Below are 26,769 nucleotides of genomic sequence, written 5' to 3'. Positions count from 1 at the left end.
GTCTTCGTCCATGATCCTCGCGATCAAAGGCGTCCGGCTTTCCAGACCACACGGCCGATTACATCGACATCGGCCAGCGCCACTTCGACGGGTGGATAGGCTTCGTTCGCGCTGATCAGCTTGATCGCGTCGGGCCGTAACTGCTGCACCCGTTTGACATGCAGCGCTTCCCCCAGTCTCACGACATGCACACCATCGCGCAAAGGGCGTGGTGTGCGATCGACAAGGATTTCATCGCCATCGCGCAACAACGGCTCCATCGAATCCCCTGCAACCGTAATGATGGAGAGCATCGCCGCATCGAAATCCCGTTCACGCAACCAACGGGCAGAAAAACGGAAGCTGTCGAACGGCAATTCGTCAGTTCCGAACGCACCGGGGCCAGCCGATGCATCGAGCGCAAGTCTTGGCACTTCGACCCAGCCGGCCATACGCTTTCCGATTCGGGAATCGAGAGAAATTTCCTCCACCCCCCCCAATTCCGATTCGGCAACACCGAAGAACCCGGCAAGCGTCGCCCGATCCGTCTCATCCAGCTTACGCGGGCTCCCCTTTCTTATATATTGCTGTAAATACGATGGGTTACGGCCAATCATTTGCGACAGAGCAGCAAGGCTCACACGTGCCTCCTCAGCCAGTTCGAGCAGCCGCTTGCGCACATCGGACATGAGCTTTTCCTTCGGATTTACCACACTGCAATCCTACGCGTAGTATTTTTCCTAGACAAGTAGGATTTCACAGGCAACGAATCGGGCCGGTCGAATCACTGGATTGGGGGATGATCGTGTTGATCCGTAAAATCGAAAAATTCCTGCGCCGTACCGGCATGCCAGCCACCAAGTTCGGACGCCTCGCCACACACGATCCACGCTTCGTGCTTGATCTGCGCAATGGTCGCATCCCCCGAACACGCACAGAGAGACGAGTGGAACATTTCATGAACATATATGAGAATTCATCGCAAACCGGAGCAGCCCATGCACGTTGAATGCCGCCCTTCACCCTCGCTCACCACCTCCGTACCCCGCGTACGGCGGCGCACCTGTGCCGACAGGCTGCGAGAAGAACTGTACAAGCTCTCTGAAGGACAAGTGAAAATAGAGGCCCATCGCGAAACCCCGTGGGCCAGCGCGACGTTTGCCGGGTCGCGTCACCGGATAGAGCTAGTTTTCGAAGAAGATTACGCCGTTGCCGCAGCCGAATCGTTTATCGCGGCTTTGCCGGATCACGAGTTCGCGATTCCAGGCCAGCTTGTCGCGGATGCCACTATCACGAGCGTGGATCACCAGATGATCCCGACCCAGCGCGTGATCGTCATTGCTGAAATTCTTTTGCTGCAAGATGCCTAGGCATCACGCCCGAAGGCTAATAGCCCGTGGTCGGATCATATACCGGCTCGGGCTGCCTGCCCGCTCTGTAAGGCTCAAGATTGGCCAGAAAACGTTCGGCAGCGCGCGCATAGACTGTGTCTTGCGCCCGGCCGCTCAGATGCATCGTCACATGAACGTTATCGAATGCCCACAGTGGGTGATCGTCAGGCAATGGCTCGGGATCGGTGACATCCAGCAAGGCACCCGCAATACGGCGCGTGGTCAGGGCTTCCACCAGCGCCGGCGAATCCACCAGCGTACCGCGAGCGACATTGACCAGAACACCGTCCTGTTTCATGGCTGCGAGCTCTGCCGCACCGATCATATGTTGCGTTTCCGCCGTTGCGGGAGCGGACAGGATCACCCAGTCGAATTCGCCCAGATGGCCCTGCCACTCGTCCGCACGCAATATGCCATCGCCGCCGGATCGGCTGACCGGCGTCACTTCAACGTCAAACGCCCGCAAACGCTGCCCCAATGCGCGCCCAATCGCTCCATATCCGATCACGAGAGCCTTGCTCCCGGCCAACTGCCGCTTGCCTGGCGCGTCGTTCAACCAGTCCCGCCGTTCCTGCGCGCGCATAACCGTGCGATAGTCCTTCGCGAAGGCGAGCATCAGCATGACGACATATTCGGCAATGGGTGCGGCACTGAGCCCTGCCCCTTTGGTGATCGTGACGCCACGTTCGACCAGAACATCTACCGGCAGATAATCCAGCCCGGCGCCGATCGTAACCAGCCAGCGCAGTTTTTCTGCTCGGCGAACAGCTTCGACAGTCGTTCCCGGGCCATCCACGAAGTAGTCGAACCAGCCGATTTCCGCTTCAGGGGCCAGAGCAAGCAGTTCGTCCGCGGTTTCGAAGAACCGGGCATCGACCCAATCCGGAAGTCGGCCGTCAAGATGCACCTTTTGCGAAGCAGGAAGAACCGCGATTGTCACAGCTTCCAATCCCAGCCAAGCGGATCGCCATCCATCACTTCAACACCTTTTACAGCCAATTCATCACGGATCGCGTCGGAGCTGGCGAAGTCCTTGGCAGCCCGTGCCTCCTTGCGCCGTTCCATCGCGGCATCGATTTCGCTTTCGTCGATCTCCACGTATTTCGGCCGGATACGCAGGTCTGCACGGTTAAGACCAAACAGGTTCAGACCCAGAACGGCATCCATCGCCTGCAGGGTAAGCAGTTTGAGGCCTGCGTCGACCTTCTTCATGCCAACTGCCTCTTCCAGAACGGTGAGAGCAATCGGCGTATTCAGATCGTCCGCAATCGCTGCGTCGAATTTTTCCAGCAAGGGGATGAGCTTGGGCCCAACTTCACTCCGGACCCGCTCGAAGGTCCACCCTTCATTCCCCGCGATCCGGTCAAGAGAAATGGCAGCATCTTCACCAGCTTCCGCATGACGGGCCTTAAGCTGGACAATCGCCATGACCAGCCGCTTCAAGCGGGTCAGCGCAGCACCCAGCCCTTCCCAGGAAAACTCCAGTTCACTGCGATAATGCGCCTGCAAACACATCATCCGGTAGGCAAGCGGGTGATAACCCTTGTCGATCAGAAGCTGGAGCCGAAGAAATTCACCCGATGACTTCGACATCTTGCCACTACGCTCAACAAGAAAGTTGTTGTGCATCCATATGCGCGCGCCGCTGTTGGCCGGGACATCTAGCCCGTTGGTGCAGCAATAGGCCTGATTCTGCGCAATCTCATTGGGATGGTGAATCTCCCGATGGTCAATGCCGCCGGTGTGAATGTCGAACGGAAAGCCCAGGACTCGCCCGCTCATCACCGAACATTCCAGATGCCACCCCGGCGCGCCCCGACCCCAGGGTGAATCCCATTCCATCTGCCGCTTTTCCCCCGATGGAGTCTTGCGCCAGATCGCGAAGTCCGCCGGATGGCGCTTGCCTTCCACCGTTTCGATCCGGCCTTCACCCTCATCGGTGGTAGCCCGTGCCAGCCGCCCGTAGTCAGCGACGCTGCCGACGTCGAAATAAAGGCCGCTATCCAGTTCGTAGCAGTGCTTTTCCGCAATCGACTTTGCAAACTCGATCATTTGCGGGACGTAATCCGTCGCAATTGTCCATTCCGCTGGCTGGCGAATGTTGAGAGCTGCCACATCCCCCCAGTAGGCCTGCTTGTAGTGTTCCGCGATGTCCCAGATGGATTGCGCCTTTTCCGCAGCCATCTTCTCCATCTTGTCCTCACCGGCATCGGCATCGTCCGTCAGATGGCCGACGTCGGTAATGTTGATGACATGGGTCAGCTTATAGCCTTTCCATGCCAGCGTCCGGCCAAGCACATCGGCAAAGACATAAGCCCGCATATTGCCGATATGGGGGTAGTTATAGACCGTCGGGCCGCAGGAATAGACACGCGCCTCACCCGGATGGACGGGCTCGAACACTTCGAGCTGGCGGGTCAGGCTGTTGAACAGCTTCAGCGGCACAGATTGGGTCATGGGGCGGGCCTTACGCACGCCCTTTCAAACGTCAAGCCGCGAGGCGACACCGATACGGAACCAACCGGTCAGCCGGTTACTCAACCTCGAACAGATCGGCGAGCTGCTCGATAATTGTACCGCCCAGTTGTTCCGCATCCATGATCGTGACGGCCCGCTTGTAATATCGCGTCACATCATGACCGATGCCGATGGCGATAAGCTGAACCGGGCTCAACCGTTCGATCCACTCGATCATCTTGCGCAAATGCGCTTCGAGATAGCCGGCATTGTTTACGCTCAGCGTTGAATCATCGACCGGAGCACCGTCCGAAATGACCATCAGTATCCGGCGATCTTCCGGCCTTGCGAGCAGGCGATTGTGGGCCCAGAGCAATGCCTCGCCGTCGATATTTTCTTTCAGCAGGCCTTCGCGCATCATCAGGCCAAGATTGCGCCGCGCACGGCGCCACGGCTCATCGGCCTTCTTGTAAACGATATGACGCAGGTCGTTCAGCCTACCAGGATTGGTAGGCTTCCCTTCCGCCAGCCACGCCTCACGGCTTTGGCCGCCCTTCCAGGCACGCGTGGTGAAGCCGAGGATTTCAACTTTGACCCCGCAGCGTTCCAGCGTTCGCGCCATGACATCGGCACTGATCGCAGCAATCGAAATGGGGCGCCCTCGCATGGAACCTGAATTGTCGATCAGCAGCGTGACGACAGTATCCTTGAATTCAACATCGCGTTCGATCTTGTAGGACAGCGAATGCCCTGGCGACACGACCACACGCGCCAAGCGTGCGGCGTCCAGCATCCCCTCTTCCTGATCGAAATCCCAGTTGCGGTTCTGCTGCGCCATGAGGCGACGCTGAAGCCTGTTGGCAAGCCGTGTCACGACGCCCTGCAACCCGGTAAGCTGACTATCGAGATAGGCCCGCAAGCGGGTCAGTTCTTCCTCGTCACACAGCTCATCCGCTCCGACAACCTCGTCGAACCGTTCGGTATAAATCTTGTATTCGAAATTGGCGGGCAGTTCCGTCCACGGGCGGTTGGGACGGACCGGCAGCATCCCTTCCTCGCCCTCGTCGTCAATGTCGGCCTCGCCCATCTCGCCATCGGGCTCCGGCTGGGAATCGGTGTCGTCACCCTGTTCCCCATCCTGCATCTCGCCCGACATCTCTCGGCGCATATCTTCACCGGACTCGGAATCTTCCTCGCCCTCGTCCTCTTCCCCGCCCTCTTCGTCCTCCTGCTCGTCATCGTCGTCGAGCGTCTCAGGTTCGACAGGCTCTGCCTGAACCAGCTCCAGATGGCGCAACATATCCAGCGAAAGACTCTGGAAGGCCTGTTGATCCTCCAGCGAATGGGCCAGTTTATCGAAGTCGGCGCCAGCCCGTTCCTCAATCCAGCCACGCACCATGTCGACGCCTGCACGCGCGACCTCTGGTACGGCTTCGCCCGTCAGGCGTTCACGCAGCAGCAGGCCCAGCGCAACCTGCATCGGGACCTCGCCCGGCGTTGCCGCACGGGCAATCGGATCGGACGCCAGGCGGACATCCTCCGCAGCGACCAGATTTTGGCGTATCCCCGCATAATCGCGCGAGCCCAACGCCTCGTAACGGATGGTTTCAACCGCATCATAGCAGGCACGCGCCGCTGCTTCCGGCGGCGCATTGCGCATATGGAGAGCATCGTTGTGATGGCGCAATCGCAGCGAGAAACTGTCCGCAAAGCCCCGCGCTTCCATTGCCTTGTCATGCGGCAGGCTCCGCCCCGGCATCGGAACACGCAAGTTCTTGCCCGTTTGCGCAGGAGCGTCCGCGGTCCATGTCAGTTCCAGTTCCGGTTCGTGCGCAATCGCACGGCTGGTGCTGGTCAGTGCGGACTTGAACCGGTCGAGAGGCGATTCTTCGGACATATGGCTTTGCGAACGTTACCCTTATTCAGAATGCTTCGTGCCTGATGCACACGATGGACCTTGAGGCGAAACCGATCCCGAAACAAGTTCAGGCCGCTATACAAGGCCTCATTTCAGAATGGTCTGGCCGGTCTTGGCCCAGTCAGCAAGGAACCCCTCGATTCCCTTGTCAGTCAGCACATGCTTGACGAGCCCGCGAATGACCGCCGGCGGCGCAGTCATCACATCGGCCCCGATCCGCGCACTTTCAAGCACGTGGACCACGTGCCGCACGGATGCGACGAGGATTTCGGTGTCGAAAGCATAGTTGTCGTAAATCAGCCGAATATCGCGGATCAGATCCATGCCGTCGAAGCCGTTGTCGTCGTGACGGCCAACAAAGGGCGAAACGAAAGTCGCGCCGGCCTTGGCCGCGAGCAATGCCTGATTGGCGGAAAAGCAAAGCGTTACATTGACCATCGTACCATCGCCGGTCAGCGCCTTGCAGGTCTTCAACCCGTCAATCGTCAACGGCACCTTGATGCAGACATTGTCCGCGATCTTGCGCAGGACTTCCGCTTCTTTCATCATCGTCTCATGGTCCAGAGCAACAACCTCTGCACTGACGGGACCATCCACGATTCCACAGATTTCCTTGGTCACTTCCATGAAGTCACGGCCCGATTTGGCGATCAGGGACGGATTTGTTGTCACACCGTCGAGCAGACCGGTAGCGGCCAGTTCCTCGATATCGGCGATTTCGGCGGTGTCGGCGAAGAATTTCATGTTCGGCTCCGGCTGGAAAAGCGATTCCCTGACGCCTTAGCCAAGCCCGACCCTATCCGCTAGGGGAGGCCGACCCGTTCACCAATCAACACGTCATTCCATTTGCTTGCGTTCCGTCCTTGCGGCCGGACCACAGGCACGCCCATATAAGCCCCTGCACCATGAACCGTGTCCGCCTCCTCGTTCTCAATGCCGCGCTCGGCCCGCTCGATTATCGGGTTCCCGAAGGCATGGTGGTGGAACCGGGATCGGTCGTTCTCGCGCCGCTTGGCCCCCGCCAGATCGTCGGCGTGGTATGGGATGAAGACAGGCTGGAAGCCACCTCAGTACCGGACAGTAAGCTTCGCCCGCTTGTGGGGCTACTGCCTGTTCCCCCACTTCCTCCCGAACTGAGGCGGCTGGTCGAGTGGACAGCGGATTATTACTGCGCCGCGCCTGCCTCTGTCGCACGAATGGTTTTGTCCAGTGGCGGAGCACTCAAAGGCCCTGCGACAATGACCGAATATCGGCTCTCCGGCGTGGAGCCACAGCGCATGACACCACAACGTGCCGTTGCGCTCGATTCTCTTCAGGGCGAACAGGCGACGTTGCGTGAACTGGCCGGAATTGCCGGAGTTTCGGAAGGCGTACTGCGGGGGCTCGCCAATGCCGGTGCGCTGGAACCTGTCATAGTCGATTGCGACCGTCCCTTTCCCCGCGCTGATCCCCACCACGCGGTACCCGTGCTCAACCCTGAGCAGCAAGAGGCAGCCGACATCTTTATCGCTGCCATCAAGCAGGGCGGTTTCACGCCCTTCCTGCTTGATGGCGTGACAGGTTCCGGCAAGACGGAAGTCTATTTCGAGGGGATCGCCGCAGCTCTGGAGGAAAGCAGGCAGGTCCTTGTCCTGTTACCTGAAATCGCTCTGACCGAAGCATTCCTGAAACGCTTTGAGGAGCGCTTCGGCACACAGCCGGTCACCTGGCACAGCTCGCTCAAATCTACCGAGCGCCGGCGAGCGTGGCGGGCCATTGCCAGCGGGGAAGCACAAGTCGTAGTCGGCGCCCGTTCCGCACTGTTCCTCCCATATGCCAAGCTGGGCCTTATCGTAGTCGATGAAGCCCACGAAGTCAGCTTCAAGCAGGATGAAGGTGTTCGCTACAACGCGCGAGATGTCGCGGTAATGCGCGGCCGCTTTGCACAGATTCCAGTCATTCTGGCCAGCGCCACTCCCGCACTGGAGAGCCTGCAGATGGCGGATAGCGGCACTTACAAGCGGATCGAACTCGCCGCCCGTTACGGTGGCGCGCAATTGCCGGACGTTTCGGTAATCGACCTGCGCGCGGACCCGCCGCCGCGCGGCCGCTGGCTGGCGCCACAACTGGTCACTGAGATGGAGGCCCGCGCCGAGCGCGGCGAACAGACGCTGCTGTTCCTGAACCGCCGCGGATACGCTCCTCTGACCTTGTGCCGTCACTGCGGCTATCGTTTCCAATGCCCCAATTGCAGCGCCTGGCTGGTCGAGCATCGGTTTTCGCAACGGCTCGCCTGTCACCATTGCGGCCACGAGGTTCCCCCTCCCCCCGCCTGCCCCGAATGCGGCACGGAGGATTGTCTCGTCGCCTGCGGCCCCGGTGTGGAACGCATTGCCGACGAGGTGACTGAACTGATGCCCGAAGCGCGGGTAGCGGTCGCAACTTCTGACACGCTCAACACGCCTGAGCGAGCCGCCGAGTTTATCGCGATGGCCGAAGCAAAAGCCATTGATGTAATTGTGGGCACCCAGCTTGTTACCAAGGGTTTCCATTTCCCCGAGCTGACACTGGTCGGCGTTGTCGACGCCGATCTCGGCCTTGAAGGCGGCGATCTGCGCGCTGCGGAACGGACCTATCAACAGATTGCACAAGTTGCAGGGCGTGCCGGACGCGGAACGAAGCCGGGTGAAGTCCTGATCCAGACCCGCCATCCCGAAGCGCCTGTCATCGCCGCTCTCGCAGCCGGGGATCGTGACGCCTTCTATGAAGCGGAAACAGAGGCACGCAGGGAAGCCGGCGCACCACCGTTCGGGCGTTGGGCTGCAATTATCGTATCGAGCGAAGACGAGGCGGAAGCACGCGATGCCGCACGCGCAATCGGCGGGAAACGCCCCGACGTGCCTGACATCGCCATCCTCGGCCCTGCGCCCGCACCGTTGGCCCTGCTCCGTGGCCGCTATCGTTATCGCCTGCTTATAAATGCGCGGCGCACGGCGCGATTGCAGGACGTGATCCGCCAGTGGCTTGCGCAGTTCCAGTTACCGAACAGTGTGCGGGTTTCCGTGGACATCGACCCTTACAGCTTCGTTTAGCGGCAACTCTTGCGCCACCGCACCGGGCTCACTTATTTTGTTCCCGCCGCAGCAATTCCTGTTTGATTTCATTCCCGTAGGCGTAGCCGCCGAGACTTCCGTCAGAGCGGATCACCCGATGGCAGGGAACCAGCACCGCAACGGGATTGGCGCCATTCGCACTTCCTGCGGCACGCACCGCCTTGGGGCTGCCGACTGCAGCCGCGATCTGCGCATATGTTCGGGTTTCCCCGGCAGGAATTGCCTTCAAGGCCTCCCATACCTGCTCCTGAAAAGCAGTTCCCCTAACATCAAGCGGAATATCCATCTCCGTTCCAGGCCGCTCGACCGAGGCCACGACCCGTTCCAGCAAAGATGAAAATGTCTTCCCTCCTTCGACCAGGTCCGCATTGGGGAAACGCCGTGCGAGATCATCCACCCCTTCGTCGAAGGCCAGTCGGCAGACACCCTTGTCCGTCGCGGCCACCAGCATCGCCCCCAAACTGGTATCGACAACTGACCAGAAAATCCGGGAACCGGCCCCACCGTTCAACCATGCCGATGGCACCATGCCCAATCTCCCTTCCATCGCCTCGTAAAAACGCGAAGGTACGGCAAACCCCGCATCATAAATCGCATCGCTTACCCGCTTTCCGTCCGACAGCACCTCTTGCGCTCGTTCTGCTCGCAAGGCACGTCCGTAGGCTGCGGGCGAAAGCCCGGTGGCGCGTTTGAATACGCGTTGAAAGTGGCCCGATGAATAGCCCGTCAGGCTGGACAATTCCGCAAGTGTCAACGCTTGCCCGGCATCACGTAGTGCAGCAATACCCACGAGTACGGCCTGCACGTCGCGCGCAGCTTCATCGGGTCGGCAGCGCTTGCAGGGACGGAACCCTGCCGCCTCCGCACTGACGCTGTCGGAATAGAAGGCTATATTTTCCGCCCTCGGCCTGCGGGCCGGGCAACTCGGACGGCAATATATCCGGGTCGAGCGAACAGCGACCACGAAATCGCCATCCTTCGAACGATCACGCGCGGCAAAGGCAGCTCTCATCGCTTTCAGGCGTTCAGGGTCTTCGATCATCATTCAGACAGCATAGGGATGCGAGAGGCAATTTGCGTCCCGATTCTTGCGCTCAAATCAATTGCTGTCATTTAGGAGTATGATGTTCGGCAAACCCCTGCTTCGCCTGCTCTCCTTCCTCCTCCCTATCGCAATATGCGCGATGGCTCTGGCACCGACCCCCAGTCGTGCGGATCCATCCGACATTGCGGCAGCAGCGCGCGGGGTGGTTCGTGTCGTAGTGCTGGGTCATGACGGGAGCCAGTTGTTCCCGGTCTCTCACGGTACCGGCTTTGTCGTGCAAGGGGACAGAATCCTGACCAATGCACACGTGGTGCAAGAGGTGCTGCAAGTTTCCGGCCTCACTCTCGGCATCGTGCCACCACAGGGTGGAGAAGCGGTGCCCGGCAGAATCGTCTCCTATTCTCCGAAAAATGACCTCGCACTGATCGAAGCGACCAAGCCGCTCCATCTGCCTCCACTGGCAATCGCCAGCGTACCCCCGCAGGACAGCACTCTGGTTTCCGCGGTGGGCTATCCCATGAATGTAGATCGTGCGCAGGGCCTTTCCGTTGCCGACGTGCTGCGCCCGCAACCCCCGGTAAAGAGCCGCGGCTATGTCTCTGGCGAACGGCCCACACGCGATTTCGATACCGTGCTCCATACCGCGCCCATCGCGCGGGGCAATTCCGGCGGCCCGCTGCTCGACAACTGCGGACGCGTCATCGGAGCGAACAGCTTCGGCGCCGAATCGCAAGGGACCGACGCCGAATTCTTCTTTGCCGTTTCCACGCGCGAGATCCTGCCGTTTCTCCGTTCCAACGGGGTCGAGCCGGTAGTCAACGGATTACCGTGCAAGAGCCTGGCAGAACTCGACGCGGCGGAACGCGTCCGTTCCGAACGCGAGGCCCAGACCGCAATGGAACTCGCTCGCCGTCAGGAAGCACAAGCTACACAGCGGCGCGACGCGGCACGGCGGGACGCGGAATTCGACATCGTGGAGGAACGGGATAACGGAATGGCAATTGCAGCCTTGCTGCTAGCCCTCTCCCTGCTGACCGGGCTCTACACCTGGCATGCCAAGGAGAAGGGAAGCGAGCGCCATGCGACCATCGCCGGGGCCCTGACCGGTATCGTGCTTATCGGCATGTTTGCGGCTTGGTTCACGCGGCCTTCCATGGATCAGATAGAGGAACGCGCCGTCGCCTCGCTCGCCCAGCATACTGTGCCTGCCGAGAAACCCCAACCGGCGGCGGCCAATGGCAAGGGCGATCTGGTCTGCACGATCGATCTTGCCCGCAGCCGCGTCACCAACGCCGAAATGAACGATGTGCCATTGAACTGGACCGACGAAGGCTGCGTCAATCACCGCAGCCAGTATGGGCTGTCGGGCGGAAAATGGTCACGCATTCTGGTGCCCAACGAGGAAGAAACCGTCTCAGTCGCCCATTACGACCCCGCCCGGCAGGAATATCGGGTGGACCGCTATCTCCTCGATCACGATGCAATGGAGTCGGTCCGGGCCGAACGGGCGAAATATGATCCTCCGGCGTGCGGCAGCGGGGATGGCGCCGCCCGCGCTCTCGGGGAACAGCAAGGTGCGATCGCTGCGCTGCTGCCTTCACAGCCGAACGAGCGGCTGGTCTATCGCTGCCATACCGCAGAATGACGCCTGTCTCTGCCGCACCTGCACAATAGTCGCAGCAAGAATCCCGACTCGGGTTGCATCCCTTTCCCCCCGGTGATAGGGGGCCGCCAACCTTGCCGGGGGTGCCCTTGAGGGTGCCTTTTTGCGCTGGGAAAAATTTTCCGTTCCTTCGGACCCAAGAGGACCTTCGCGCGTGGAGATTTCCGCCGGTATACAGTCTAGCCTAGCAGGGCGATATGCCGCCGCCCTGTTCGAACTCGCATCCGAGGCAGGCAATGTGAGCACGGTCGAATCCGACCTTGAAAAGCTCGCCGCCGCCCTTGGCGAATCGGCTGATCTCACGGGGCTTATCAAGAACCCCGAAGTCAGCCGCGCAGATCTTGGCAAGGCGGTGAACGCGCTTGCCGGGTTGCTCGGTCTCGACAAGCTGACCACCAATTTCCTTGGTGTTCTTGCCCAGAATCGTCGCGTCTCGCAGTTGCCTGCGATGATCCGCGCCTTTTCGGTCATCGCCGCCGCCCAGCGTGGCGAAGTGACCGCCGAAGTCGCGAGCGCCCACCCCCTTTCCGACGCACAGGTTTCCAGCCTGCAGGAAAAGCTGAAGGCCCGCGAAGGCCGCAATGTAAAAATCCGCACCAGTGTCGACCCCGACCTTTTGGGTGGGCTGGTCGTCACCATCGGTTCCAAGCGGATCGACAATTCGATCCGTACCCGTCTCAATTCCCTCGCCCATGCGATGAAGGGCTGATGCCAAGATTCCCAGTGAAAGGCTGAACATGGAAATCCGCGCCGCAGAAATCTCCAAGGTCATTAAGGACCAGATCGCCAGCTTCGGCACAGAAGCACAGGTCAGCGAAGTCGGCAGCGTGCTGTCGGTCGGTGACGGCATCGCCCGCATTCACGGCCTCGACAATGTCCAGGCCGGTGAAATGGTCGAATTCGCCAATGGCGTTCAGGGCATGGCTCTCAACCTCGAAGCCGACAACGTCGGCGTCGTGATCTTCGGCTCTGACTCCGAGATCAAGGAAGGTGACAGCGTCAAGCGTACCGGCACTATCGTCGACGTTCCCGTCGGCAAGGGTCTGCTCGGTCGCGTGGTCGACGCTTTGGGCAATCCGATCGACGGCAAGGGCCCGATCGAGAATGTCGAGCGCAAGCGCGTCGAGGCGAAAGCCCCAGGCATTATTCCTCGGAAATCGGTACACGAGCCGGTGCAGACCGGCCTCAAGGCGATCGACGCTCTCGTTCCCGTTGGCCGTGGTCAACGCGAATTGATCATCGGCGACCGCCAGACCGGCAAGACCGCCGTCGCCATCGACACCTTCATCAACCAGAAGGAAGTCAACGCCGGCGACGATGAGTCCAAGAAGCTCTACTGCATCTACGTCGCGGTCGGCCAGAAGCGTTCAACGGTTGCGCAGATCGTGCGTCAGCTCGAAGAAAACGGCGCGATGGAATATTCCATTGTCGTAGCCGCTACCGCTTCCGAACCGGCTCCGCTGCAGTATCTCGCGCCTTACACTGGCGCCGCTATGGGCGAGTTCTTCCGCGACAACGGCATGCACGCCGTGATCGTGTATGATGACCTTTCCAAGCAGGCCGTGGCCTATCGTCAGATGTCCCTGCTGCTCCGCCGCCCGCCGGGTCGCGAAGCCTATCCGGGTGACGTGTTCTACCTGCACAGCCGCTTGCTCGAACGCGCGGCGAAGATGAATGACGAGAACGGCGCCGGTTCGCTGACCGCGCTGCCGATCATCGAAACGCAGGCAGGCGACGTGTCCGCTTACATTCCGACCAACGTGATTTCGATCACCGACGGTCAGATCTTCCTTGAAACCGGCCTGTTCTATCAGGGTATCCGTCCGGCCATTAACGTCGGTCTTTCGGTGTCCCGTGTGGGTGGTTCGGCCCAGACCAAGGCGATGAAGAAGGTTGCGGGCTCGATCAAGCTCGAGCTGGCGCAGTACCGTGAAATGGCCGCTTTCGCGCAGTTTGGTTCGGACCTCGACGCCGCAACCCAGAAGCTGCTGAACCGCGGTGCGCGCCTGACCGAGCTGCTCAAGCAGCCCCAGTTCAGCCCGCTGCCTTTCGAAGAACAGACGCTGTCTATCTTTGCTGGCACCAACGGCTACCTGGATTCGATCCCCGTGGATCGCGTGACCGAATACGAAGCCGCCATGCTCAGCTACATGCGTTCTGATCATGCCGACGTTCTGAAGCTGATCCGCGAAACGAAGGAATTCGGTGACGAAGCGAAGGCAAAGACCGTCGCCGCACTTGATACTTTCGCGAAGCAGTTCGCCTGAGCCACACTTAACAGGGAGCCGTCATGGCCTCGCTTAAGGAACTCAAGGGCCGGATCAACTCGGTCAAGTCGACCCAGAAGATCACGAAGGCCAAGCAGATGGTCGCCGCCGCAAAGCTGCGTAAAGCGCAGGCTGCGGCGGAAGCTGCACGTCCCTACGCCTCACGGCTCGCGGACGTCATGGCCAGCCTCGCCAGCAAAGTTGCAGGCAACGACAACGCTCCCCGCCTGCTGGCGGGGACGGGTTGCAGTGAACGCTACCTTCTGGTCGTGATCAACACCGACAAGGGTCTTTGCGGCGGTCTGAACTCCAACATCGTCCGCGCTGCCCTGGCGAAAGCCCGTGCATTGCAGGCCGAAGGCAAGTCGGTTCAGTTCTATCTCGTCGGCAAGAAGGGCCGCGCCCCTATCAGGCGCGCTTTCCCTGACGCGATCATCGGCCAATTCGACACTTCCGAAGTCCGTAACCCGGGCTACGAGGAAGCGGAAAAAATTGCCGCCGAACTGGTCGATATGTTCGAAGGCGGCAAATTCGACATCGCCCACCTGATCTATCCGACGTTCAAATCGGCTCTTGTTCAGGACCCGACCCTGCAGCAGATCATTCCGGTCCCTGCCCCTGCGGAAGCGGTGGAGGACAACTCCGGTGCTGTCGTCGAATACGAGCCGGGCGAAGAGGAAATTCTCACCGAGCTGCTGCCGCGTTACCTCAAGACGCAGTTGTTTGGCGCGTTGCTGGAAATCGCCGCGTCCGAACAGGGTGCATCGATGACCGCAATGGACAATGCCACGCGCAACGCGGGCGACCTGATCCAGAAGCTGACCATCCAGTACAACCGCAGCCGTCAGGCCGCGATTACCACCGAACTCATCGAAATCATCGCTGGCGCAGAAGCGCTGTAAGAGATCACAGGCAAGGAAACGACCATGGCCACCGCCCCCGTTCTCAACCAGACCACCAACGGCACTATCAGCCAGGTCATCGGCGCTGTCGTCGACGTGACCTTCGAAGGCGAACTGCCGGCCATTCTCACCGCGCTCGAAACCGACAATGGCGGTTCCAAGCTGGTGCTCGAAGTCGCTCAGCACCTCGGTGAAAATACCGTGCGCTGCATCGCCATGGACGGCACTGATGGCCTGACCCGCGGCCAGAGCGTGAGCAGCACCGGTGCGCAGATCACTGTGCCCGTCGGCCCGAAAACTCTGGGACGCATTCTCAACGTCGTCGGTGAGCCGATCGACGAACGCGGCCCGGTCAACTCGGACCTGTCGGCGCCGATCCACGCCGAAGCCCCGGATTTCATCGACCAGTCGACCGAAGCGGCCATTCTGGTTACCGGCATCAAGGTCATCGACCTTCTCGCTCCCTACGCCAAGGGCGGTAAGATCGGCCTGTTCGGCGGCGCCGGCGTGGGCAAGACCGTGCTGATCCAGGAACTGATCAACAACATCGCAAAGGGCCACGGTGGCGTGTCCGTCTTCGCCGGTGTTGGCGAACGTACTCGCGAAGGTAACGACCTTTACCACGAATTCCTCGATGCTGGCGTTATCGCCAAGGACGCCGAAGGCAATGCCACCTCGGAAGGCTCCAAGGTTGCGCTGGTGTTTGGCCAGATGAACGAACCGCCGGGCGCTCGTGCTCGCGTTGCTCTCTCCGGTCTGACCATGGCGGAATACTTCCGCGATCAGGAAGGTCAGGACGTGCTGTTCTTCGTGGACAACATCTTCCGCTTCACTCAGGCTGGTGCAGAAGTGTCCGCCCTTCTCGGTCGTATTCCTTCGGCTGTGGGTTATCAGCCGACCCTGTCGACCGACATGGGCCAGTTGCAAGAACGCATTACCTCGACCACCAAGGGTTCGATCACCTCGGTGCAGGCTATTTACGTCCCTGCGGACGACCTTACCGACCCGGCCCCGGCAACTTCGTTTGCTCACCTCGACGCGACGACGACGCTGTCCCGTGCGATTTCCGAACTGGGTATTTACCCTGCGGTTGACCCGCTCGATTCCACCAGTCGCGTCCTCGAACCGCGCGTCGTCGGCCAGGAACACTACGAAACGGCTCGTAAGGTTCAGGAAACGCTGCAGAAGTACAAGTCGCTGCAGGACATCATCGCCATTCTCGGCATGGACGAACTGAGCGAAGAAGATAAGCTGACGGTCGCTCGCGCCCGCAAGATCCAGCGCTTCCTTTCACAGCCGTTCCACGTTGCGGAAGTCTTCACCGGCATCCCCGGCAAGTTCGTGCAGATCGAAGACACCATCGCCTCGTTCAAGGCGGTTGTCGAAGGCGAGTACGATCACCTGCCGGAAGCAGCGTTCTACATGGTTGGCGGTATCGACGAAGCAGTCGAGAAAGCCAAGAAGCTGGCCGAGGAAGCCTGAGATCATGGCTCTGCACTTCGAACTCGTCACGCCGGCCAAGCTGGTCCGCTCCGAGGATGTCCACATGGTGGTCGTCCCCGGCTCGGAAGGCGAATTCGGTGTGCTGGAAGGGCACGCGCCCTTCATGTCCACGGTCCCCGATGGCGCCGTCCAGATCTACAAGACCGAAGGCAGCGCACCTGAGGAAATTCAGGTGCGCGGCGGCTTCGCCGAAGTGGGTGCCAATGGCCTCACCGTTCTCGCGGAGCATGTTGAAGGCTGAAACTGCCCTCACCACCGGACAATAGACAGAAAGGGTGCCCATCGCGGCACCCTTTTTTGTCACAAATCCGCGCACCGTGGCAAAACGTTCCCCAATGTTTACATCGTCTCAACCGTAACAATTCTATTGTGCCCGTAAGACACCCGAGACTGCGAGGTTGGGACGATTTTGTTACGCCAGAAAACGCCTTCTTTCGCAGATGCAGAGGATCAGTCGGCCAAGATGCTGAACTGGCCCCGCGAATTTCTCGCCATACAGACTTCAGTCAGCGCTGCGGGAGACGATCTTCAGCGTGTCCTCCAGATCGTTCTCGACAACGCACTGCGCCTGATTCCAGCCGCCGATGGTGGTGAAATCGAGCTACGCGAGAAGCAACATCTCGTTTGCCGTGCGACTAGCGGCGTAACGGCAAAAGCCGTCGGCAGCCGCTCACGCAATGCGCTCAATTTGCCGGGATTCTGCTCTATCAAGGCACAACGTCAGCCCGCCGGTGGAGTGCCAGGTGGGACAATGCTTCTGTCTGCAATTGTCGCTCCTATCCCCTTCGAAGGGGCCAATGTCGGTGTGCTGACACTCCACTCCACAGTCAGCAAAGCGTTTGACAATGGGGACTTGCTCGCCCTGCAATTGCTTGCCGGCCTGATCAATCTGGGACTTGCCCGTCACGCGCATGCACGCGGCGAGCGTGCGCGTGCGGAAGCGGACAAGCGCTTCAAGGCAACATTCGATCAGGCATCTGTAGGCATCGCCCACGTGACGCCCGAAGGTCAGTTCATTCTCGTGAACGACCGCTTCTGCGAAATTGCAGGACATGAGCGGGCAGACCTCATCCAGGGGGGATTCCAGCGCATTACCCATCCAGACGATCTCGATGCGGATCTGGCGCATTTGCAGGATCTCCTGAATGGTCGTGCGAAACGATATTCGATGGAGAAACGCTACGTGCGTGCGGACAGCACCGTAGTCTGGATCAATCTCACAGTGTCTATGATCCGCAAGGATGACGGCCGTCCCGACTTTTTCGTGTCAGTTATCGAGGACATATCGGCCCGCCGCGCAGCCGAAATAGATGCGGAGCATGACCAGCTTACCGGACTGCTCAATCGCCGTGGCGCACTCAAACGACTTGAGAAATTGATCGGTGACGAGAACCTTGAGGGATTTGCAGTCGCCTTCATTGATCTTGACGGCTTCAAGGGTGTGAACGATCGCTTCGGCCACACCGAAGGCGATCGGTGCCTGATCAAGGTCGCCTCCGCGCTTCGCAAATCGTTCCGCAACGACGACATGCTCGCCCGCCTTGGAGGAGACGAGTTTCTCGCCCTGCTCCCTGCGACATCGGGTCTCTCCGTCGATACCGTGCTGGCATATCTGCGTAACAATCTGGCGAGTGTATCAAACGGGGAGGAATGGGAGATTGGCGCAAGCGTCGGCGTCGCCGTAGTCCCCGCCGATGCCCCGGTCGACGCAGAGGCCGTAATCATCGCAGCGGATCGACTGATGTATCAGGCAAAGTCTTGCGACAATGGCATGACGTTCGTGGAAACTCTCGCCGCAGCATAGCAGGGCAGTATACCCTCACCCCTTTCTCGTCGGTGCGTGAAAATCAGGTGGCTTGTTCGCCACCCAACTGACGAACCGAGCCACCGTCTCATTGGCCATCACGGTTTCACGATCATCACCGATTCTTGCCAGAACCGAGTTCGTGAAATTTGCATGGATCGTCCGGTGACAAATCGGATGAAGTGCCACCACAGCCCGCCCGCCCTTCTTCTTCGGCACGGGGTGATGCCATTCCACCTGCTCGCCAAGCGGGCGGCCACACAACCAGCAATGGCCTTCTTCGTCACTCATGACGGTCTCCGTGACGACGAATCAGCTTCACGACAAGGCAGCATGGAATTCACCTTCTCCATCTTCAACCACCCTCATGCCCTCTGGTCAGAGCTTCGCAAAAGCAAATTTTCATAGTTTACGCTTCCTTAAAGCCTGGCAGGCCAAATGGTCGGGTGACTGCGGTCCAAGGCCGCAAGCGTGGGGGCAACATGACCAAGCTGATTATCCAGATTCCGTGCCTGAACGAAGCCGAGCACCTGCCCGACACACTCGCGGCACTCCCCCGTTCCATCCCCGGGATCGAGCGGATCGAGATTCTGGTGATCGACGATGGCAGCAGCGATAACACTGCGCAGGTCGCGCGAATGTGGGGCGTTCACCATGTCGTGCGCCACCGCCGCAACCGCGGACTGGCCGCAGCATTCCAATCCGGGGTGGACGCCGCCTTGCGCGCAGGTGCGGACATCATCGTGAACACTGACGCCGACGGGCAATATGCCGGTGAAGATATTGCGAAGCTTGTCACGCCCATCCTGGATGGGCGTGCCGATATCGTGATCGGTGACCGGGGTGTATCGGACAACGCCCATTTCGGGGCGATCAAGCGGCAACTGCAAAGGTTTGGCAGCGCTACGGTGCAGCGTCTTTCCCGTGTCCAGGTGACTGACGCGGTAAGCGGCTTTCGCGCAATCAGCCGCGAGGCAGCACAGCGCATCAATATCACGACCGAATTCAGTTACACGACGGACATGCTGATCCAGGCAGGGCGGAAACGGATGGCGATCCTGAGCGTACCGATCCGCACCAATGCCACGACCCGCCCGTCTCGTCTGTTCAAGTCGATCCCGCGTTTCATCATGAATACCGGGATCACCATGGCCCGCGCCTACACGACGTACAATCCCCTGCGCGCATTCGTCGGGGCTGGTGCGCTTATCGCATTTGTCGGTGCCCTGCCGATCCTGCGGTTTCTTGTCTATTTCCTGATGGGAGAAGGCGACGGGCACGTTCAATCGCTGGTGATTGGTGGTGCCTTGCTGGTCCTGGGGACATTGATCGCCGTGCTGGGCGTGCTTGCCGATCTGATCGCAGCCAATCGCAAATTGGTCGAAGCCAGTCTTACTCGCCTGCGCCAGATCGAGGACATGCTGGAAGCTGCAAATTCAACGCCCGACACGGAGCACACGCATCACAAGAATGGGCGAAAGGACGCCGCGTGACCGCATCTGCTTCGACAGTTGCCACCACCAGATTCGGCAATGTCAGTCTGCCCGATGTCCGATCAATTGTCTGGCCGCTCGCGGCCCTGGCGCTCGTCCTCCTGATGCAATTCGAGCTTGTCTTTTCGAAGAGCATAAACTGGGATGAGTTCTTCCATTTCAGCCTGATACACCGGCATCTGCTCGGTCAGCCCGTGCAGTGGCTGCAAACACCCTTTGTCTGGCTCTATTCCTGGGTCCCGTCGCTCCCCGGCGATAATATCACACATATCCGGATCATTCGTGCGCTGATCCTTCCCTTTGAGTTCGCTACTTTGGCAGCGATTTTCGCCATGGCTCGCTATTTTGCGAGCCGCGAAACCGCTGCGCTGTGCGCGCTTGCCTATGCATCTGGTGGATATGTATTTCTCCATGCGTTTGCCTTGCGCGCCGACATGATTGCCGCAGCGCTGCTGATGGGGGCGTTGTGGATTGGGCTATGTCGCCCGCTTCGTCCGCTGGAACTGGCAATTGCAGGTCTGCTTGTCATTCTCGCAAGTGTGGCGACGATCAAGAGCGTGCTTTATGCGCCTGCCTTTTTCGGCGTTCTGCTGATCCGGTTACAGACGCCCACCCAACGCTGGATTGTCGCCGGTATCGCAGCACTAACGGCTTTGGCCCTGATCCTGCTGCTTCTGGTCGGACCTTGGCTTCCAAGGATGGGATTGGCTGCCCCCCTGCATGACGTGGCGAGACTGGGGCAACTCTCGATTGATCGAATGTTTTCAGGCGGATTGTTTCCCCAGGGGCGATCCCTCGTCAGACAGATCATTTATGCCCCCCTGCTTGCCATTATTCTCATATTGGCCGCGTGTCTCATATGGAAGCAGGGCCGTACCTGGCAGGAGCGTATTATTCTCGTCGCGCTGCTCGCTCCGCTTTGCACGGTGGCATTCTATCGCAACGCCTACCCATACTTCTTTGTCTTCATCTTGCCCCCTGCCCTTGTCGCAGCGGCGCCGGCCATCGATCAATTTCGCAACCGTTACGGCCTCATCCCGCTCAGCATCGCATTCGTTCTTAATGCATTCGCCCTTTCCTACATTGAAGACAGGACAATGTTGGACCGGCAGCGGACGATTCAAACGGGATTGCGCGAGATATTTCCTCAGCCGGTAACTTATATCGACGAGAGCGGGATGCTGAGCGAGTATCCCCGCGCCGTTCCACACTTTGCCAGCGGCTGGGCCCTGGAAAATTACCGTCGTGCGAAAAAACCGGAATACAGCGAGGCGATGCAACAGGAACAGGTTCCGCTTGTGATCGCCACGAGTCATGCCCTGCGCAATGTCTTCGCAAAAACAGACAGCGATCTGCACCTGTTGCCCGACGACGCAAAGACGTTGCATGACAACTACATTCAGCATTGGGGGCTCGCCTATGTCGCCGGAAAGCGGATCGCAGCAGGCGTCGAACCTGAAACGATCGCGATCGCAGTACCGGGGCCATACACTGTCGAAGATGGCACACTCGAAATAGATGGCCACTCCCATGCGCCGGGTGACGTCGTCACTTTGTCGCGCGGCCGACATATCGTTACCGGATCACGTCGCAACGAGACGGTATTGCGCTGGGGCGATCACCTCCCCCACCCAGCATTCGAATGGCCCAAAGGCCGTTTTTTCACGGACTACTGAGGACGTGTAATGGCGAAATCAATTACAAAATATATTCAGAATGCCCGTCAGAAAGCATTAGATCGCGACGCCGGTGCAGACAAATTATGCAACATTTATTTCTCTGGCACCACATATAGCTTATGGAAAGCCGCATTCCAACCAACCTCGAAATATAGCAAAGGTCTTGTTCTGGATGCTGGCTCTGGTCGCGGTGCATGGAGTGGAATCATCACACGAAACGCGATCCGTGAATCACTCGACATCGCACCGAAGGCCAATGAACAAGTTACTTGGCTCGCAGACATTACAGACATGCCTCAGGTCCCAACGGAACGCTACGATGCAACCATTTGCCATCAGGTTTTAGAACATGTTCCTAATCCCTCAGCAGCTATTTGCGAACTGTTTCGAACTTTAAAAAAGGGAGGGACGCTTGTAATTAGCGCACCACACCTCAGCCGACAGCACGAACTTCCTCACGATTATTTCCGTTTCACGCCAAGAGGTCTTGAATCTCTGCTCCGTAATGCTGGATTCGAGATCGAGACAATTACCATATACGGTGGAATCTTGAGCTTCCTTCACCATCAATTTGCAACGGTGCTGATCGGATTGACGTCTATTTTTCGCCCACTCCTCGTGGTATCGACGATCTTAAACGCGCCTCTCTCTCTGGCCTCAGCGAAAGTTGATCGCTTTCTTGACCGATCTGGCCTTCTCGCAGTCGGAATAGTAGCGGTTGCGCACAAACCAACGACCATAATAAATGAATAGAATTTCAAAAAAACTTTACTCATACGGGAAGTTTATGGGCATTTTATTGTCCATAACATCATTGATATTTTTTTCTTTTTACTTAATAGAAAATAAATCATATTTTTCACTTAATTATATTTATTCTAATTATAAAATTATTATACTGTCTCTATTTATTTATTTTATTACCATATTTATTATGATAATTTCCTGTAAAATTATTTCGGATAAATTTAGTTATAGGATAAAATTTACTCATTGGTCTATTATTTTTATGATTTCTCAGATTGGCAAGTACATACCCGGTAATGTAGCGCATTTCTTTGGACGAGCTTATTTGGCCAAAAAATATGGCATGCCCCTTGAAGCCTCCGGCATTGCAATTGTATTGGAGCAATCTGGCGTTCTCATCGCCGGAGCAATCCTGGCAGGCCTTGCTGCAACATTGGGATTCGTGGAAGGAGCCAGCCTCCGCCTTCCTATTGTTGTTGGTATGGCGGCAATTGTAGCTTTAGCAGTCTCAATATTACTTGTTCGAAAGAGACTTAATATTGTCAGCCGCCTCACCGGGACACTGATTTGCGCATTGACATGTTATCTAACGGTCTTTGTATTGCTTTCTGCAGCCAATATCGTCCTTATAAGTGCGATGAGTGGTGATTGGAGTTGGCCTTCAGCATTGAGAGTAGCAAGTGCATTGGTAGTCAGTTGGCTAATAGGATTTGTAACCCCTGGCGCACCAGCAGGGCTTGGTCTGCGGGAAATCAGTTTTTTTTCCCTGTTATCCGGTGCTTACCCAGACAGCGTCATATTGTTCGCCGCTGCGGGTTTTCGCCTTGTCACCATTGTCGGTGATGCCTTAGCTTGGTTGATCGGGGTTAGCTTAAGCTCCCTGCAAGGTCAGCCTTGATTCAAAACCAATTTACCCGATTCCTGCAAGTCATGTGATTAGGCCACCTTTTCGATCACACTTAGATATTCTTGGATGAGGCAATCCCAACGATAGCGTGACATCAGTTTTGCCGCCTCCCGTGATTTTTCCTGATCGGCACCCAGCAATCGCTCGATTGCCTTCTCTAAAGCTTCAATGTTTGTTGGGTCAGGAACAAGGGCTACTGTTTCACAAATGCTAGGCCATTCTGGCAGTAATTCTATATTAGTGTCCTTACTCGCTAAAACAGGACATCCGCGACACAACGCCTCAAGCAAAGCAACTGGCATACCTTCCACGTCACCATCAGAAGAACGTGCAGGAAATATGAAGCGTTGAGCCGATGCTAAAAAGTGCTCTTTTTCTCTGCCGTTTAAGAAACCGGTAAATGTCACATTTGCCTTACTGACCATTGCTTGAAGTTCGGCGCGATCCTCTCCGTCACCAGCTATCCCAATGCTTGGCATGACACCTCGGTCAGCAAGCCTCTCTGCCGCCTCCAAAAGATAATTTAGACCTTTTTTTCTTGAAAGGCGAGCAATCGTCGCAATTTCAAAGCCGTTTTTTTCTTTTTTAGTGGATGAAAAAAAATTTCCACCAATTCCCATTGGTAATACGGTACAGCGTTTGGAAAATTCCGCACGCTGCACATCATCATCAAAAAAATCCAGAGCGAAATCTCTCTGGTATGCATTAACACAGAAGAAATGCTCTGCACTCTTTAGTACATCTTTAGCTATTTTTCTTCCAAATCCACCTAATTTTAAAAATGCAGAAAGGTCAGATGAGTGATTCTGTAAAATATAAGGAATACCGAGTTTTCGTTTTAATTGCCATGCGACCACCCCCTGAGGCATGACCCAATGGGCGTAAATCAAATGAGGATTGAATCCCCTGACTACCTGACTTGCCGCTCGGTACTCGCCCCACAAAAAAAACGGTACTTGTAACACAAGTGCAGGATTGCGCCGAATATTCGGGAGAATTGCGGGATAAGCAAGCCTTTGCCATCGCTCCCTTAGCATATAGGGAAAGCGTTCAATGCAAAGGTTCCCATGCCTTTCTTTTCTCGGTGCCCCCGAGTCGTGTGGCGCCAAAACCGTGATTTCGTCGAATGGCCGAGCAGCCAGCCAAGCTTCTGCCTGTTCAGCAACAAAATTCGCCTGCATGTCTCCAGGAAAACGGGGCAAAGTGGATGTGAGGAAAAGTATCTTCATCAATGCCATATCTGACCACTAGAAGAGCAAAGGTCCACCAACAATTCTTCCGAACGCTGCACCTCGAGATAATCAAGACTATCGCCAAGCATGGTGTGAGAAACAAAGGGTTTCAAACAAGCGATGACGGCTTTCCAAACTAAACTGCCTTTTTCGCGTTTTTCCAAGGGTATCTGCACCGCATTCAGCACAGCCGATCGTCTCCTCGACCGCTCTGTAATCTGGTTGCTCGCCTGCGCCGCCGTTCTTGCCCTGCAGACTGCCTTGATCGTCACGCACTGGCCGTGGCCCGACGAATATCAGGCCCTGCAAATCGCTGTGCAGGCACCGGATATCGCCACCTTGCTCCAATGGTTGCGGTACGAAGGCCATCCACCATTGTGGTATTTGCTTCTGCGTTCTCTTGCCCATCTCACGGAACCGCTCGATACACTTTGGCTGGCAGCGTTGCTGCTTGCCATTCCTGGACAATGTCTGATCATCTTCGCGAGCCCATTTACCCGCATCGAACGGCTGCTGATAGCACTGAGCGAATTCTTCCTATTCGACTTTTTCACCATTTCGCGTAGTCAGACGCTGGGCGTATTGGTGCTCCTGCTCGTCATGGCAACATGGCGAAGCCGTTGGGTATGGATCGCCATCGTCCTCCTCCCAATGTGCGACTTTCTGTTCGGAGTACTTTCGGGAATCTTTGTGCTCATGAAATGGCGCGAAGGGGCGTTAACGCCGCCTTGGGCAGCTTTGTGGTTACTCTCCGGCATAGTTGCCACATGGACGGTTTGGCCTGCGCCGAATATGGTTTCAGCCTTTCAGCAGCTCGGCATCCAGAATAGCGCAATACTCTGGATTCAGAAGGTCGACAGTCTCCTTATTCCCTTCCAAGGTGGGCTAAGGCCTCAATGGAACAGCCGCCTCTTTCCAATCGCCAACATTGCCTGGATTGGGTTTCTTGCCTTGTGTTGGCATGAAACGCGCGACACCCTCACTAATCGAGTGCTTCTATTTGGCTTCATTGGGCTGACTCTGGTTTTCAGCCTTGCCTCCTATCCCCTTGGCTTGCGTCACCTGATGCTTATCGCCCTCTTTCTCATTCTGCTCGCCTGGCATGGCCACATGCAAGGCAAAATACCGAGTGGAGCCTTTCGCACCTGGCTGACGATAGCGGCATTATCAGGCATCAGCACCGCGATCATAGCATTGCAACGTCCTTTTGACACTGCCCACGTGGCTGTGGCCGAGATCCGCAAGCAGGGATTGGAAAATAGACATTGGATGGCATTTCCCGAATGGCGAGTTTCAGGCCTCTCTGCCTTGTCGGGAATGAAATTCGAGCGACCGGAACAACATTGCATGCTCGATTTTGTCAGGTGGGATTACCACAATACACTAATCAATTCCCCGCAACTGGAGAACTTTCTGCGCGATGAGATCACTCGCCATGGCCGTTCTTATCTCGTCAGTGATCGTACAATCACCAACATACCAAAAGAAACCCTCTTGCCACTCTGGAAAAGCCCAGTTGGATACGATGGGCTGACATATCACCTTTACGTTGTTGGTCCGAATTCTGACGAAAAAGAGGTAAATCTTCCTAGTTGTGTGGATAATAAGCGCGCACTACAAAGGCTGTAATCTCAAGGCAACTCGGCAGCTTCTTTGACCCGGCCATTCCACCACAGATAAAGTCCGGCGCTAACGATCATGGCCGCACCGATCAGTGCTACAAGATCAGGCCTGTCACCGAACACGATCCAGCCCATAGCCGTTGCTCCCAGCAATTGCAGGTAAGTCATCGGGGCCACCGTTCCCGCCCCGGCGCGGGTCGTGCCCATGAACACCAACCAGTGCCCTGTAGTCAGAACCACAGCCACGAAAACGCATTTCGCCAGAACGAGAGCTGACGGCGCGCCAATGTGAAGCTCTTCGATTCCGCTCACATGGCCGGCCAGTGCAAAGAGGCCAATCACGACACTCGCCACTGCGGTGATAGCAAACTGCATCGCCAACGGGCTCGCCAGATTGGCCGACATGCGATTGCCGATCATGGTCAGGCTCATCCCCAAAGCGGTCGAAAGCGGCAGCAGCGCCGCCCAGCCCAGCTCGATAAAACTCGGCCGCAAAATGACCAGGACGCCGGCAAAAGCCAGTATTGTCGCGATCCAGGTCTCACGCCGTGCAGGCTCTTTCAGCAGCAAGACCGCCAGCAACCCGGTCAGTACCGGCTGCGTCAGGGTTATGGAGGTTGCTTCTCCCATCGGCATCAGCATCAGGGCGGCGAAAAAGGCCGGCCCCGCGCAACCGACGCCCAGCCCGCGCATCAACTGGATTCCTGGTCGGGGAATACGAAATCCCCGCCGCCCTTCCCGCACCGCCAGCACAACGCCAAGACCAAGCGCGGCGATAAGATAGCGCAATTCCGCGATGGCAGTTGGCGCCCATTCTCCTGCCATGGTCTTCACCATGGCGTCCCCTATTGGAAACGTTGCGAAGCCGAGCCCTCCATAGATCAGGCCGATCCGTTCTTCCTGCTGCACTGCACCGCTCCTGATCGAAACTGCGCCCCCATAGGCACATGCGACAAACCACGCCAGACGTTTACGATTTGGCGCGCACGGAACGCCGCTTTGCCCCGGAAAACTGGGAAAATCGCAAGAGATCTGCGGCGTTGGAGATAATTTCCGACTTCCTTGCTG

24 protein-coding genes are annotated in these 26,769 nt (G+C 57.6%); 15 read left to right on the top strand and 9 right to left on the bottom strand.

All coding sequences use genetic code 11. The annotated features are described in order from the left end of the window. Positions 1–23: 23 nt before the first annotated feature. On the bottom strand, positions 24–668 hold the full coding sequence (locus MB02_RS14965; RefSeq protein ID WP_067539807.1) for a S24 family peptidase: 645 nt from the start codon (positions 666–668) through the stop codon (positions 24–26). Between the two features lie 116 nt (positions 669–784). Here MB02_RS14965 and MB02_RS17855 point away from each other — a divergent pair, with 116 nt between their 5' ends. Further along, positions 785–988: a hypothetical protein gene (locus MB02_RS17855; protein ID WP_082826251.1), complete on the top strand. Its 204-nt coding sequence runs from the start codon at positions 785–787 to the stop codon at positions 986–988. Next, the gene (locus tag MB02_RS14960) at positions 978–1,349 is read left to right on the top strand and encodes a hypothetical protein (protein ID WP_067539801.1); all 372 of its coding nucleotides are present in this window, start codon (positions 978–980) and stop codon (positions 1,347–1,349) included. The genes MB02_RS17855 and MB02_RS14960 overlap by 11 nt, the downstream gene beginning before the upstream one ends. A 16-nt stretch (positions 1,350–1,365) precedes the next feature. Here MB02_RS14960 and MB02_RS14955 read toward each other — a convergent pair whose 3' ends face one another. The 4 genes from MB02_RS14955 to fsa all read right to left on the bottom strand — a co-directional run bounded on the left by MB02_RS14955 (position 1,366) and on the right by fsa (position 6,489). Beyond that, complete coding sequence (locus tag MB02_RS14955) at positions 1,366–2,310, bottom strand: D-2-hydroxyacid dehydrogenase (RefSeq protein ID WP_067539474.1); 945 nt, start codon at positions 2,308–2,310, stop codon at positions 1,366–1,368. After that, positions 2,307–3,827, bottom strand: a complete 1,521-nt coding sequence (gene cysS / locus MB02_RS14950; protein ID WP_067539471.1) for a cysteine--tRNA ligase — start codon at positions 3,825–3,827, stop codon at positions 2,307–2,309. The genes MB02_RS14955 and cysS overlap by 4 nt, the downstream gene beginning before the upstream one ends. A gap of 76 nt (positions 3,828–3,903) precedes the next feature. Continuing rightward, positions 3,904–5,724: a cobaltochelatase subunit CobT gene (gene cobT / locus MB02_RS14945; protein ID WP_067539468.1), complete on the bottom strand. Its 1,821-nt coding sequence runs from the start codon at positions 5,722–5,724 to the stop codon at positions 3,904–3,906. A gap of 108 nt (positions 5,725–5,832) precedes the next feature. Continuing rightward, entirely contained in the window at positions 5,833–6,489 is a 657-nt protein-coding gene (fsa, locus tag MB02_RS14940) for a fructose-6-phosphate aldolase (RefSeq protein ID WP_067539463.1), read from the bottom strand. A gap of 161 nt (positions 6,490–6,650) precedes the next feature. Between fsa and MB02_RS14935 the strand changes: the two genes are divergently transcribed. Next, entirely contained in the window at positions 6,651–8,816 is a 2,166-nt protein-coding gene (locus tag MB02_RS14935) for a primosomal protein N' (protein WP_067539460.1), read from the top strand. A gap of 28 nt (positions 8,817–8,844) precedes the next feature. Here the strand turns inward: MB02_RS14935 and MB02_RS14930 are convergent, their stop codons facing one another. Continuing rightward, positions 8,845–9,882 (bottom strand): bifunctional transcriptional activator/DNA repair enzyme AdaA, encoded by a 1,038-nt coding sequence (locus MB02_RS14930; protein WP_067539457.1) that lies wholly within the window; start codon positions 9,880–9,882, stop codon positions 8,845–8,847. A 76-nt stretch (positions 9,883–9,958) separates the two neighbouring features. On the opposite strand from MB02_RS14930, the gene MB02_RS14925 reads away from it, so the two are divergent. The 7 genes from MB02_RS14925 to MB02_RS14895 all read left to right on the top strand — a co-directional run bounded on the left by MB02_RS14925 (position 9,959) and on the right by MB02_RS14895 (position 18,021). Continuing rightward, entirely contained in the window at positions 9,959–11,527 is a 1,569-nt protein-coding gene (locus MB02_RS14925) for a S1 family peptidase (RefSeq protein ID WP_328585425.1), read from the top strand. A 172-nt stretch (positions 11,528–11,699) separates the two neighbouring features. Continuing rightward, positions 11,700–12,254: a F0F1 ATP synthase subunit delta gene (locus tag MB02_RS14920; protein ID WP_067539454.1), complete on the top strand. Its 555-nt coding sequence runs from the start codon at positions 11,700–11,702 to the stop codon at positions 12,252–12,254. Between the two features lie 28 nt (positions 12,255–12,282). Continuing rightward, complete coding sequence (atpA, locus tag MB02_RS14915; RefSeq protein ID WP_067539452.1) at positions 12,283–13,812, top strand: F0F1 ATP synthase subunit alpha; 1,530 nt, start codon at positions 12,283–12,285, stop codon at positions 13,810–13,812. Positions 13,813–13,835: 23 nt separating this feature from the next. Next, complete coding sequence (locus MB02_RS14910; RefSeq protein WP_067539449.1) at positions 13,836–14,714, top strand: F0F1 ATP synthase subunit gamma; 879 nt, start codon at positions 13,836–13,838, stop codon at positions 14,712–14,714. Positions 14,715–14,738: 24 nt separating this feature from the next. Continuing rightward, entirely contained in the window at positions 14,739–16,196 is a 1,458-nt protein-coding gene (gene atpD / locus MB02_RS14905) for a F0F1 ATP synthase subunit beta (RefSeq protein WP_067539446.1), read from the top strand. 4 nt (positions 16,197–16,200) lie between these two features. Next, a complete protein-coding gene (locus MB02_RS14900) occupies positions 16,201–16,458 on the top strand; it encodes an ATP synthase F1 subunit epsilon (protein ID WP_067539443.1) in 258 nt (85 codons plus the stop codon). A 222-nt stretch (positions 16,459–16,680) separates the two neighbouring features. Then, positions 16,681–18,021, top strand: coding sequence for a GGDEF domain-containing protein (locus tag MB02_RS14895; RefSeq protein ID WP_082826237.1), 1,341 nt, complete (start codon positions 16,681–16,683; stop codon positions 18,019–18,021). Between the two features lie 15 nt (positions 18,022–18,036). Here the strand turns inward: MB02_RS14895 and MB02_RS14890 are convergent, their stop codons facing one another. Continuing rightward, positions 18,037–18,312 carry an HNH endonuclease gene (locus MB02_RS14890; protein ID WP_067539440.1) on the bottom strand — a complete coding sequence of 92 codons (276 nt, stop codon included), beginning with the start codon at positions 18,310–18,312 and terminating at the stop codon, positions 18,037–18,039. A gap of 191 nt (positions 18,313–18,503) precedes the next feature. Here MB02_RS14890 and MB02_RS14885 point away from each other — a divergent pair, with 191 nt between their 5' ends. The 4 genes from MB02_RS14885 to MB02_RS17505 are packed head-to-tail and all read left to right on the top strand — an operon-like array spanning position 18,504 to position 22,838. After that, positions 18,504–19,514 carry a glycosyltransferase family 2 protein gene (locus MB02_RS14885; RefSeq protein WP_067539792.1) on the top strand — a complete coding sequence of 337 codons (1,011 nt, stop codon included), beginning with the start codon at positions 18,504–18,506 and terminating at the stop codon, positions 19,512–19,514. Further along, on the top strand, positions 19,511–21,190 hold the full coding sequence (locus MB02_RS14880; RefSeq protein WP_067539438.1) for a hypothetical protein: 1,680 nt from the start codon (positions 19,511–19,513) through the stop codon (positions 21,188–21,190). Before MB02_RS14885 ends, MB02_RS14880 begins: the two co-directional genes overlap by 4 nt. A gap of 9 nt (positions 21,191–21,199) precedes the next feature. Beyond that, positions 21,200–21,946, top strand: a complete 747-nt coding sequence (locus MB02_RS17510) for a class I SAM-dependent methyltransferase (RefSeq protein WP_082826236.1) — start codon at positions 21,200–21,202, stop codon at positions 21,944–21,946. Beyond that, positions 21,939–22,838, top strand: coding sequence for a lysylphosphatidylglycerol synthase domain-containing protein (locus MB02_RS17505; RefSeq protein WP_082826235.1), 900 nt, complete (start codon positions 21,939–21,941; stop codon positions 22,836–22,838). The genes MB02_RS17510 and MB02_RS17505 overlap by 8 nt, the downstream gene beginning before the upstream one ends. 38 nt (positions 22,839–22,876) lie before the next feature. Here MB02_RS17505 and MB02_RS17500 read toward each other — a convergent pair whose 3' ends face one another. Then, on the bottom strand, positions 22,877–24,076 hold the full coding sequence (locus MB02_RS17500; protein ID WP_170304753.1) for a glycosyltransferase: 1,200 nt from the start codon (positions 24,074–24,076) through the stop codon (positions 22,877–22,879). Between the two features lie 123 nt (positions 24,077–24,199). On the opposite strand from MB02_RS17500, the gene MB02_RS14870 reads away from it, so the two are divergent. Next, positions 24,200–25,708: a hypothetical protein gene (locus MB02_RS14870; RefSeq protein ID WP_082826233.1), complete on the top strand. Its 1,509-nt coding sequence runs from the start codon at positions 24,200–24,202 to the stop codon at positions 25,706–25,708. A gap of 2 nt (positions 25,709–25,710) precedes the next feature. On the opposite strand, the gene MB02_RS14865 is transcribed toward MB02_RS14870, so the two are convergent. Next, a complete protein-coding gene (locus MB02_RS14865; protein ID WP_235829537.1) occupies positions 25,711–26,610 on the bottom strand; it encodes a DMT family transporter in 900 nt (299 codons plus the stop codon). Between the last annotated feature and the right edge of the window lie 159 nt (positions 26,611–26,769).

This window comes from Croceicoccus estronivorus (genome assembly GCF_001625325.1).
Taxonomy (GTDB): domain Bacteria; phylum Pseudomonadota; class Alphaproteobacteria; order Sphingomonadales; family Sphingomonadaceae; genus Caenibius; species Caenibius estronivorus.
This window is presented reverse-complemented; position numbering and strand designations above follow the sequence as displayed.

What these genes read in the sequence shown, in the direction of transcription:
- MB02_RS14965 (WP_067539807.1), bottom strand. Translation starts at nt 668, where the DNA reads ATGTCCGATGTGCGCAAGCGGCTGCTCGAACTGGCTGAGGAGGCACGT.
- MB02_RS14960 (WP_067539801.1), top strand. Translation starts at nt 978, where the DNA reads ATGCACGTTGAATGCCGCCCTTCACCCTCGCTCACCACCTCCGTACCC.
- cysS (WP_067539471.1), bottom strand. Translation starts at nt 3,827, where the DNA reads ATGACCCAATCTGTGCCGCTGAAGCTGTTCAACAGCCTGACCCGCCAG.
- cobT (WP_067539468.1), bottom strand. Translation starts at nt 5,724, where the DNA reads ATGTCCGAAGAATCGCCTCTCGACCGGTTCAAGTCCGCACTGACCAGC.
- fsa (WP_067539463.1), bottom strand. Translation starts at nt 6,489, where the DNA reads ATGAAATTCTTCGCCGACACCGCCGAAATCGCCGATATCGAGGAACTG.
- MB02_RS14935 (WP_067539460.1), top strand. Translation starts at nt 6,651, where the DNA reads ATGAACCGTGTCCGCCTCCTCGTTCTCAATGCCGCGCTCGGCCCGCTC.
- MB02_RS14930 (WP_067539457.1), bottom strand. Translation starts at nt 9,882, where the DNA reads ATGATGATCGAAGACCCTGAACGCCTGAAAGCGATGAGAGCTGCCTTT.
- MB02_RS14925 (WP_328585425.1), top strand. Translation starts at nt 9,959, where the DNA reads ATGATGTTCGGCAAACCCCTGCTTCGCCTGCTCTCCTTCCTCCTCCCT.
- atpA (WP_067539452.1), top strand. Translation starts at nt 12,283, where the DNA reads ATGGAAATCCGCGCCGCAGAAATCTCCAAGGTCATTAAGGACCAGATC.
- MB02_RS14910 (WP_067539449.1), top strand. Translation starts at nt 13,836, where the DNA reads ATGGCCTCGCTTAAGGAACTCAAGGGCCGGATCAACTCGGTCAAGTCG.
- atpD (WP_067539446.1), top strand. Translation starts at nt 14,739, where the DNA reads ATGGCCACCGCCCCCGTTCTCAACCAGACCACCAACGGCACTATCAGC.
- MB02_RS14900 (WP_067539443.1), top strand. Translation starts at nt 16,201, where the DNA reads ATGGCTCTGCACTTCGAACTCGTCACGCCGGCCAAGCTGGTCCGCTCC.
- MB02_RS14895 (WP_082826237.1), top strand. Translation starts at nt 16,681, where the DNA reads ATGCTGAACTGGCCCCGCGAATTTCTCGCCATACAGACTTCAGTCAGC.
- MB02_RS14890 (WP_067539440.1), bottom strand. Translation starts at nt 18,312, where the DNA reads ATGAGTGACGAAGAAGGCCATTGCTGGTTGTGTGGCCGCCCGCTTGGC.
- MB02_RS14885 (WP_067539792.1), top strand. Translation starts at nt 18,504, where the DNA reads ATGACCAAGCTGATTATCCAGATTCCGTGCCTGAACGAAGCCGAGCAC.
- MB02_RS17510 (WP_082826236.1), top strand. Translation starts at nt 21,200, where the DNA reads ATGGCGAAATCAATTACAAAATATATTCAGAATGCCCGTCAGAAAGCA.
- MB02_RS17505 (WP_082826235.1), top strand. Translation starts at nt 21,939, where the DNA reads ATGAATAGAATTTCAAAAAAACTTTACTCATACGGGAAGTTTATGGGC.
- MB02_RS17500 (WP_170304753.1), bottom strand. Translation starts at nt 24,076, where the DNA reads ATGAAGATACTTTTCCTCACATCCACTTTGCCCCGTTTTCCTGGAGAC.
- MB02_RS14870 (WP_082826233.1), top strand. Translation starts at nt 24,200, where the DNA reads ATGACGGCTTTCCAAACTAAACTGCCTTTTTCGCGTTTTTCCAAGGGT.